7 protein-coding genes are annotated in these 8,171 nt (G+C 41.3%); 2 read left to right on the top strand and 5 right to left on the bottom strand.

What is annotated here, in order from left to right:
- Window positions 1–116: 116 nt before the first annotated feature.
- From F6K54_RS35160 to F6K54_RS35150, 3 genes are all read right to left on the bottom strand, one after another.
- Window positions 117–1,112 carry a formylglycine-generating enzyme family protein gene (locus F6K54_RS35160; protein ID WP_293088341.1) on the bottom strand — a complete coding sequence of 332 codons (996 nt, stop codon included), beginning with the start codon at window positions 1,110–1,112 and terminating at the stop codon, window positions 117–119.
- 88 nt (window positions 1,113–1,200) lie between these two features.
- Window positions 1,201–2,217: an HAD family phosphatase gene (locus F6K54_RS35155; RefSeq protein ID WP_293088340.1), complete on the bottom strand. Its 1,017-nt coding sequence runs from the start codon at window positions 2,215–2,217 to the stop codon at window positions 1,201–1,203.
- A gap of 283 nt (window positions 2,218–2,500) precedes the next feature.
- Window positions 2,501–5,233: an arylsulfatase gene (locus tag F6K54_RS35150; protein WP_293088338.1), complete on the bottom strand. Its 2,733-nt coding sequence runs from the start codon at window positions 5,231–5,233 to the stop codon at window positions 2,501–2,503.
- Between the two features lie 502 nt (window positions 5,234–5,735).
- Here F6K54_RS35150 and F6K54_RS35145 point away from each other — a divergent pair.
- Together F6K54_RS35145 and F6K54_RS35140 are read left to right on the top strand one after the other, a co-directional pair.
- Window positions 5,736–6,749, top strand: coding sequence for a helix-turn-helix domain-containing protein (locus F6K54_RS35145; RefSeq protein ID WP_293088337.1), 1,014 nt, complete (start codon window positions 5,736–5,738; stop codon window positions 6,747–6,749).
- Window positions 6,750–6,781: 32 nt separating this feature from the next.
- The gene (locus F6K54_RS35140) at window positions 6,782–6,910 is read left to right on the top strand and encodes a hypothetical protein (protein ID WP_293088336.1); all 129 of its coding nucleotides are present in this window, start codon (window positions 6,782–6,784) and stop codon (window positions 6,908–6,910) included.
- Window positions 6,911–7,034: 124 nt separating this feature from the next.
- Here F6K54_RS35140 and F6K54_RS35135 read toward each other — a convergent pair whose 3' ends face one another.
- Complete coding sequence (locus F6K54_RS35135; RefSeq protein ID WP_293088335.1) at window positions 7,035–7,178, bottom strand: hypothetical protein; 144 nt, start codon at window positions 7,176–7,178, stop codon at window positions 7,035–7,037.
- 79 nt (window positions 7,179–7,257) lie between these two features.
- Window positions 7,258–7,893 carry a heme-copper oxidase subunit III gene (locus tag F6K54_RS35130; protein ID WP_293088333.1) on the bottom strand — a complete coding sequence of 212 codons (636 nt, stop codon included), beginning with the start codon at window positions 7,891–7,893 and terminating at the stop codon, window positions 7,258–7,260.
- Window positions 7,894–8,171: the final 278 nt, after the last annotated feature.

Raw genomic sequence — 8,171 nt, 5'->3', positions numbered from 1 at the left:
TTTGGGCAGGTTTTGGGTGACGATTCTCACCCATCTCCCCATCCCCCCATCTCCCCATCTCCCCATCTCCCCATCTCCCCATCTCCCCATCTCCCCATCTAAGGTGTGTCGGTCCACTATGAGACTACTAAACGAAAACCAATATGAGTTGTTCCGGTATCAGGAGCTTGAGACTCTCTGGCAGCAGGTCGATAACGACTACAATAATTTTTAGCACAGAGGTAAGAACCACCTTTAATAACGTGCAAAGCTCCTTCCTGGGGTTTGATGGGATCGAAACTAGCGGTTTTGTCAGGTCCAATGGGGTTTAAACTATGGTCTTTACCAGAATGTCCTACTTTATACCAATCTGAGGTGAATTCCCAAACATTTCCGGTCATATCATAAAGTCCGTAGCCATTTGGGGAAAAAGATTCTACCGGAGCTGTGCCTAAATAATTATCCTCTTTGGTATTGAAAAAGGGAAACATCCCTTGCCAGGTATTAGCTTTCTTCGCAGAATATTGATTTCCCCAAGTGAATTCTTGCTCTTGAAGTCCACCACGCGCTGCATATTCCCATTGAGCTTCAGTGGGGATAGATTTACCTATCCACTTGGCATAAGCTACCGCATCCTCATAGGCAATGTGAACCACAGGATAATTATCTTTGCCTTTGATGTTGCTATTTGGACCGTAGGGATGTTGCCAGTTAGCACCCACTGTCCAATGCCACCAGTTTAAATAAGCAATCTGTTGTATGCCTTCAGAAGGGGGTTGAAATACGAGGGAACCAGGTTGCAGTTGCTCATCACTAAGATCGGGAAATTGTTCTTTTGGTAGGGGGCGTTCGGCAATGGTTTTATAGCCTGTTGCTTTGACAAATTTGCGGAATTCTGCGTTGGTGATTTCGTGGCGATCGATACAAAAACTATCTACTGTGACATCACTTGCAGAAATTTCTGAGGGATAATGAGTATCCGATCCCATTGTAAAAGTTCCTCCGGGAATAAATATCATTCCCTCTGGACAACTATTATCTGTAGAAGATGCTTGTGCTTGTGTGGAGAAAGGGAAAATTAGTGATATTGTTAGGAAACAGAGAATAAGTGATTTTAACCAAAAAGTTTTCATAAAATGGTTTAGACTTGAATAATACAACATCTTAATTTAATTTGGTATCAGGTGAGCAATGCTCACCCGACTGACGACTGACTCAAATTTAGTTACACGTTGGAGGGTCTCTTTGTGGGTCTGACTCAAAAATAGTATTGAAATCGTTTTGCATACTGACTACGATCCAATTGTCACGATTTTGGGCTTCATCGAGAGATTCATTATCAGCAACCTCTATTTGCTGACCAGGGTTGTCAGAGTCATCTTCTAGATGTGTGCTTCCAGGCACATCATTGTATTCATATTCCCGAGCGCAATCATCATGATTAATTAGCACGATCAAGGATTTGTCTTCGCAAACATCAGTATATTGAAACATTTCAAAATCACCACTAGAGTTACCCACTGCAATAATAGGCCGTTTGCCAATATGATTTTGAATCCCTACTGGTTTACCCTCTTGATCGTTATACTGAGCTAGCGTCTTGGGTAACAGCATTCCTAGTAAAAAATTCCTTTTACGTTCTACGTCTCCTCCAAACTGTTGATCGAATTCTGTTTTGACAGCGGTACCAATCACTTGTTCGGGGGGAATACCATAAGCCTCATCAGAAAAAGAACGCACAAAATCAATATCACCTCCAGAACAAATATAGACTTTGAAATCGTTGGCTTTGAGGTAATTAACTAAGCCAATTACAGGTTCATAGACAAGTTCTCGATATGGAACATTAAAGTCTTCCTGGTTTTCGTGATAGACAAAGTTAGAAGCTGTCTGTATATATTCATCTGTTGTGTCACCAACAAAACTATTACCTTGCTGCATATTTTCCAGTTCAAACTGAATTGGAAAATACAGAGGTTTTTCAGACCATAGAGTTCCATCGTTATCGAAGACAGCAATGCGATCTTTTGGTTCAACATAGTCATTACCCTCAGTGGTGACTTTTTCCACAAAATCTACGATCGCTTGTTTGTTGTCAGTCTGATTCCAGGAATTTAAGTAATTTTCACCAGCAGCATGAGCAGGAATACAACCTAAAGTACCGCCTAAACAAAAGATTGAGAGCAGAACCGAAAGAAAAACTATCACATTTTTTCTGTTGATGTTGGGAAAGTTCATAATTTATTTACACACTTGGAAAATAGGTCGAATTATTGTTGAGAGAAACAGAAGGATCTATTTTCAACAATTGTCTTGGAAACGATCCTCCCAAATCATGATTGCGCATACACTATAGTATTGTTGCGAACGCTAATCAATGTAGTCTTGGGATAGGCTATGGAGTGTCAAGATATCGACACCCCACAGCTTTGCCTAAAGGGGAAAAAGGAAAGTTAGCGTGCAATATAGAATCAACGATGTGGTTCATTCTATCTTAGATTTGCACCATCCAGTCCTAGAATTATTTTTCCAGCCTTTCAACGATCTCCTGAATGATGCGATCGGTCAGCTCTCCATGACTCAGCTTGTCCTCAGATGTTGTTTGCTCCGAAGACGTAACTTCCTCCTCATCTAGAGGGACCTCCAATCCACAGTTTTGAGCGGATGCGAGTTTCACTTTAGATGGATCTATATCCAGAGTTACATTCTTGATCTCACCGCCTGTAAACTCGAAGGGTGGTTCATAGTCATTGCTCACCGGAGCCCGCATATCCATTCCTACATCTTGGCTATCCATCATAAATAAACCGTTCAGGACTTCCGGAATGTCACTGGAAGCTACTTGATTACCATTAACACAGAGATAACCATTGCCAATACGCTTGAGGTCTTCGGGAGCGTCATCAAGTGTGTCGTCGAACTTAAAGGAAAATGAAACATGATTCAGACCATGCTTTAGTTTTTCGTCGGAAACGATCGCGGTTCGCGTCCTATTGAGATACTTGTACTCGAAGACTGGCTGATGATCTTCATTGACATAGAGACTATAGCCTCCAGTATCTCCTCCTCCACTGGCTAAGATCACCCCTTTAACCTTACGCTGTTTAGTAATATTCAGGTCTGCGGTAATGATATAGCCCTTGTTTTCGGCAATGTTGGGAGCAACATCTCCAGGCAGAAATACTGCCCCAGGATAAAACTCAAATTTAGTACGATGTTTCCAAACAGTTGGGCGCGGAAGAATTGAGCGTTGGCCAAAGCGATCGTCAATAGGATACACATCGTATTTTTCAGCTTCGCGATCGAACAGAGCCTTCATTTCCTGTAATTTGTCTTCTAACGCCTTTCGCTTCTCCGGCTCTAATCTGCCTAGATAGTTCGGGTCTACTAAATTATCATTCTGGCTAAAGTCTTCATCCAGATTGAACAGTTCCCACTCATCCTCTAGCTCTGGATTGTCTCTATTCAGCGTACTCTTTGCCAAAATATCCCAGGGTAGCTGCCCATGGAACGACGACGCCATCCAACCATCGTGGTAAATACCGCGATTGGCAAACATCTCGAAATACTGAGTATCCCGAAGTGGGATTGCGTCTGCCCCCTCAGTTCCGAAGGTGTTGACAAAGCTAGCCCCTTCTATTGGCTTTTGCTCAATGCCATTGACATACTCGGGAGGCTCAATACCAACTACATCCAAAATTGTTGGAGCAACATCAATAACATGGAGAAACTGATCCCGTAGATTCGCTGCCCGAGCTTCCTTGACCGAGCGATCGTCTTTGGGGTTGGACATCTGGACTTTAATATGTTTAGGCCAGGAAATCACCATCGGATTGCGAGTGCCACCAAAGTAAGAGGCAATCTGTTTGGTCCAGCGGAAGGGAGCATCTAGAGCCCAAGCCCAACCCACTGCATAGTGAGGAGTCGTTCCGGGATTGCCCCAACCCAATTCTTCTTGGCACTCCAGGTTCTCGTCCGTTGTGAAGTCAAGGCCAGCATAGGTCGCGCTCATATTACAGCCACCTATTAAGCCACCTTCAGCACTGGCTCCATTATCACCAACAATGTAGATAACTAGGGTATTCTCTTTTTCACCTAAGTCATCAATGGCCTCAAGCACTCGGCCAACTTGTTCGTCTGTGTATTCCAGGAAACCTGCATAGGTTTGCATTTGCAAGGCCATTAATTCCCTATATTCATCGTCAATTTCGATTTCTTCATTATTTTGATCCGTAAATGTATCGCTTCTCCAGGCTGGAATATCCTTGGGTCGCCTTGTACATTTGGTATCTTGAGGGATGATTCCCATATCTTTCTGATTCGCACAAATCTTCTTGTGTAGCTTATTCCAGCCCTCGGTAAACATACCTTCGTACTTCTGGGTATAAGAAGGAGGGGGTTGATGGGGAGCATGGGTAGCTCCTGGGGCAAAATAGAGAAAGAAAGGGGTGTCTGGAGACAAGGAGTGGTTATAGTTCACCCAGTTAATGGCCTTATCCGCTAGATCGCGGGTGAGGTTGTAGCTCTTGTTAAGGTTCTTCTTAGGATAGGAAGGCTGACTGATGGGATTGCGGTTTTCATAAAGAGCGGGATACCATTGGTCTGTCTCCCCACCGCCACCGAGGAAGCCGTAGAAGTAGTCAAAGCCAAGGTCATTAGGCCAGCGGGTGAATGGACCCGCGTTACTGCTTTGCTCGGCAGGTAAGTTGTGGTTTTTGCCAAACCAAGCTGTGTTATAGCCGTGGTCTTGCAAAATTTGGGCAACAGTAGCAGTGCTCTGGGGGATGAGTCCGGTATAACCGGGGAACCCAGTTGACACATCTGTAAGAGCTCCAGTAGCAGCGGAGTGATGGTTACGACCTGTTAGCAAGCCAGCGCGGGTAGGAGAACACAAAGCCGTGGTATGAAAGCGGTTGTAGCTTAAGCCATGTTCTGCCAGCTCGTTAAGGGTAGGGGTATGGACTGGGCCGCCAAAGGTTTCTGAGGCACCAAAACCCACGTCATCCAACATTATCAGCACAACGTTAGGTGCATTTTTAGGGAAGGCAGTAGGAGAGCTGAGAATGTCTGGATCTCGCTTTGAGTAGACGTAGGTTTTGTTAATTTTGTCAATGTGGCCTTGAAAATCGGGGTCTGGAAGGGGCAGGTCTTGGGCTATCCCAGGGGGAACAGCCGTACCTAGCAGGAGAGAGAGTGCGATGGTAAACACCACAACTAACCTCCCAATACGGGTCAAAGTATGGTTGAAAAACATTAATTTACTTGAAAAAAATGGTTAATAGAACTCATGCCACATTCCAAAGGAGGATTGGGGTGAGTTATGAGTACATATTTGAGATCGCAACGCTTCTTATTAATCAGCTAATTTGTAGCAAAAACAGTACCCATGAGGTACGAAAAATTAGGATTTGAGATGGCTTCCCTGTCAGTTCCAATGAAGAAAATACGTTGTACTGTGTAAGTCCTAAAAAAGTTAAATTTTAGCCAGAATTTTTGGGACACAACCCCAATATAAACAATCCAATCCTTAAAACCGATCTAAAAAACGCAAGTTTTTTTTCTTAACAAAAGTTAACCTTGATGGTAGCTTAAGGCTATGATTTTCTAAGTTAGTTTGAATATCGCAATATGTTTGAATTTGAACAAAAATCAGAGTTGCTTTTAGAACAAAAAAACTTAACTTTTAGACATACTTATTTTCTGGATTTATCAGAATTTAGAAGTATAGTTTTCTAAGTTAGTTTGAATATCGCAATATGTTTGAATTTGAACAAAAATCAGAGTTGCTTTTAGAACAAAAAAACCTAACTTTTAGACATACTCATTTTCTGGATTTATCAGAATTTAGAAGTTTTGAGAAAACCTTTACTGGTGAAATATTCCACTTAGGCGATCGAAGTTTTGAGTGCTATGTATCCCAGGTTTTAACTGATAATATTAAATTAGGTTTATTTCAGCAAAATTCTCAGTTTTTATATAGGGGAGTTTGCCTAAATCACTTTACTTTTGCTCTTTCTGCTTTTCATTACGGTAATTTATTCTCCCATAAATACAAGACAGATATAAACACGATCACCATTGTTTATCCGGAAAAAAAAGTAGCTGATTTACGACAGAAATTCCACGGTAATTATTTCCTATTTTTTAAGGATGAATTTTTCAATAACATCTGTGAGACATTAGAACTATTTGAATTTCAAAAACAACTGAATAAACAAAGTATTCCCCCAGTTATCAAAGCCGATCACCAAAAGATTAACTATATACGGCGATTGTGTTATCAACTTTATCAATTATTATTTCAAATCAATGCTCAACCCTATTCTTCTGTTAATTCCTTATTAATTAACCATTACCTTAAACAAAGATTAGAAGAAGAAATAGCTCAGACTCTGATTGTTGCGGTCGCAGAAGCAACAGAAATTAGACTGAAAAAACCACAAATAAACCGAAGTCGTATTTTAAAAAAAGCGGAAGAATTTTACCTTAGTAATCTCAAATCATATATTACAACTCAGGATCTATGTGAGGAATTAAAAATTAGTCAAAGAACCTTAGAATATATCTTTAAAGACTATTATCAAATGTCACCCCAAAAATATTTTAAACATCTACGTCTTCAGGCTCTGCATGAAGAACTTCAACAAAAAGATAAACAGGGTAATCTCAGGAAAATTACTGAGGAATTTGGCTTTTATCATCGAGGACAATTAGCAAAGAATTACCATAAACTATTTGGTGAATTTCCTTCAGAAACCTTCAGAAGATAACTATAGCTCTTTAGAGAAAAATTGATGGGGGGATGGGGAGATGGGGAGATGGGGAGATGGGGAGATGGGGAGATGGGGAGATGGGGAGATGGGGAGATGGAGAGATTTGTATATTTGCACAATTAGCACAATTAAATGTATTTCATATTATCCGGGTTTGATATAACCACCAAATATAGTAGGGGTTAACAGCCGTCAACCCCTACAAATGGTGTATAATTTTGTCAAATGCAACGCAAGTGTAGCGACATTGACATCCTCCCCGGCCTAAAGGCGCGGGGATTCCTACTGAGCCGTAGCTCTTCGGCGAGTTGACGCTTCACAGGGTGCTGCTTCCTTGGCGGTAGTCTGATGCTTCCCTCCACGTCCGTTTAGAGTTTCCGAGTGCCCCCCGGCAACTAATAGCAGTTTAGCATATATCCAATTCACTTGCATGCTCAAATAAAAAGTCGCCCTACAAGGGCGAGGCTTTAAACCCAATTTTTCGGTAAATGCCTTTGCGTACAAATTAAATCTGAGTCAAAATGTAAAGCAAAGTGAATAAAACAATCCAAATAATATCAACAAAGTGCCAATATATTTCTGCCATCTCAATACCAACGTGCTTTTCTCCATTATAATGACCAGCACGACGAGAACGCCATAATACACCTAGAATAAGTAGCACGCCAACAAAAACGTGCAAACCGTGGAAACCAGTCATCACATAAAAACAGTTGGAAAACACATTAGTAGTCAGACCATAACCTAAAGTCATGTACTCATAAACCTGACCACCCAAAAAGATAATACCCATGATTGCCGTAATTACATACCATAGACGCATTCCTGAGAGATTGTTCTTTTTGATAGCAGTATCGCCTTTGTGAATCACAAAACTACTAGAAACCAGAATAATAGTGTTGATTGTAGGCAATAACAACTCTACCTCTGTTTCTTCAGGAGGCCAAACCCCGGCATTTGCTCGATAAATTAAATAAGCAGCAAATAGTCCTCCAAACATCAAAGACTCGGAAGCGAGAAATGTGATTAATCCGAAAACTCGTAAATCCTGATGTTCTTCGTGATGGCCTGCTTCTGCTGGCGCAGATTGGACGGAAGTATCAACTAAATTATTAGTTGCATCAATTGTTGAACCTTGCATAATTTCCTGTACCTAAAATAAACAAAAATAATTTCTGAAAGTTTATATCTGAAATAGTTAGCAGTTTATACAACTACTAACTACTCTAACTACTGAATTTCTACATACAGAACAAACTACAAACTATTCTGGCATTGCATAAATGCGGGATGATTTTAATAGTTTCGTGTTTTGTATTTTGTGTTTTGTGGAATGGGCATCTTGCCCGTTTCCCGTTCCTGATATTTTCACCGCAGGCAGGGACAGGCAGGATGCGGACAGGCAGGATGCCGGCCCCA

The organism is Okeania sp. SIO3B5 (assembly GCF_010692555.1).
In the GTDB taxonomy this organism is placed as follows: Bacteria; Cyanobacteriota; Cyanobacteriia; order Cyanobacteriales; family Microcoleaceae; genus Okeania.
Note: the sequence above shows the minus strand (reverse complement) of the source record. Positions and strands in the feature narration are given on the sequence as shown.